At 56.5% G+C, this 1,693-nt stretch carries 2 protein-coding genes; both read right to left on the bottom strand.

Annotated elements, in window-relative coordinates; all coding sequences use genetic code 11:
• Nucleotides 1-320 (bottom strand): phage/plasmid replication protein, II/X family (locus J3474_RS22470; protein ID WP_242528591.1); only part of this gene is annotated, 320 nt, incomplete at its 3' end.
• A gap of 639 nt (nucleotides 321-959) precedes the next feature.
• Nucleotides 960-1,693: phage/plasmid replication protein, II/X family (locus J3474_RS22465; protein ID WP_207095708.1), on the bottom strand; the 734-nt coding region annotated here is incomplete at its 5' end.

Genomic DNA, 1,693 nt, shown 5'->3' with positions numbered 1-1,693 from the left:
CGCGTCTCAAGACCAATGGCGGCAAGGCTACCACCCAAAAAGGGCTCTAACCGCTTCAGAGCGGCCCACAGAAGGGATTTCGGATCATCACTGCCGTACAAGTTGTGACCTTGCAGCCACTTCACGATGTTACCCGAAATTTCGAGTTCTGAAGTCGAAGGCGCACGAATTGTCATAGTGGCCGAAAAACTGCCCTCAACAGACATACGATGCGGAGTACGCGAGCGCTCCGTGCCATCCTGATTGAGCTTGATCGTCCAACCCCCAGCGATGGGTGCGGGAAGACGAACAGGGACGCGACAAGTGATCCAATCAATCATGGTCACCGGCCTCGCTGCTGAGACTAGAGTCGGTGGCCTGTCGCTTGGCAATGAGATCCCGGGCAAATGCCCGCACCTGTTCGACATCATCAACCGGCACCAAGATCCGAGCATAGGTCAAACCCTGATCGCGGAGCTTCGCTTCGTACCGCTGTCGGCGGTCCTGAGGGGCCCCAGCAATGGCCCTCTCGATAGGTGTCAGACGTTTCGGCACGATGCCTCCCCAAAGGTGTCGGGACGGACATTATGCGCAAGTCGGGACGGACACAATAGGCACGTTCAAAGAAGTCGCCAACCATGTCGAGAGTCTCACCAGTGAGACTAAAGTCGGGTGTCACTAGACCCGACTGGCGATCGAGCGGAGGCGTGAAGTGTCTCTGCCCATATTCGCCCTGGTGCGTTCCTCCGTCGCTACGCTCCGTGCGGGACGCACCAGGTGGGCTATCAGAGCATGAAAAAACCCCCGCTGACACTTGTGTGTCAATGGAGGTTCTAACCGACCCCAATGGGTCTTTTCCGCAACAGGGTAATGCCTGAGGATCGGTCTTAACACACATGGAATCATCGTGCCAAGAGGATGGTTGTGCAGCGCGCTCGCCGCGCGGCAGACCGCTGCGCGGTCTAGGTGTCCAAGGGGTACTAAGCCGCGTGCACGAGCACAAAAGCGCCGGCTTCGACCAAGGACCGGTCGATACGGTTGGCCCAATCCGGACGACCAACAGGTCTAGCTTCAAGGGTTCGTTTGATCGGCACCACAGAGGCAGTGGATGGATCGGCAGGAGGAACAGCAACATCGACGCCAGTAAGACCCATGATGGCGGCACGATGACGGTAGAACTTAGGCTTCGAAAGTAGCTTCCGAAGATCAGCGCCTAGTTTCCACTGAGCATAAGTACCGCGCAAGTGATTAGGCAGGGCCTCCAAATCCACAGTTTCACTCTTTACTGCATCATTGAAAGTAAGACTGCCCACTTTCTCGCTCCACATCATTCCGGCGGTGGCCACATCCCAACCGGCAAGGGCCCTAAGACCTCTCTTCTCCAACTCTAAACGGCCTAATCTGACTTCGACGCGCAAACATCTATTCGTCCATTCGAGGACCTCTCTGTCCTCCATCATCATCGCAGGGAGAGGATGCGCACCTATCTCCTGTCCCTTGGAATATATCACTACCTGCCAACGTGCGAAGTTTTTTCCAGTCGCATCGCCGAATACAAGCGTGCCCTCTTTCATGACACCGCGTCCGCGACGATGCGCGGACCCTGTAGCATGAGCTGACCTAATCCACGCCAGCACATCTCCCGGCGTGTCGAGTTGAAGCATAGATGTGCAATCAATACGGGTCACAATGGCGGCATTGAGCGCCTCACGCG

It is taken from the genome of Novosphingobium sp. PY1 (assembly GCF_017312445.1).
Taxonomy (GTDB): Bacteria; Pseudomonadota; Alphaproteobacteria; order Sphingomonadales; family Sphingomonadaceae; genus Novosphingobium.
This window is presented reverse-complemented; position numbering and strand designations above follow the sequence as displayed.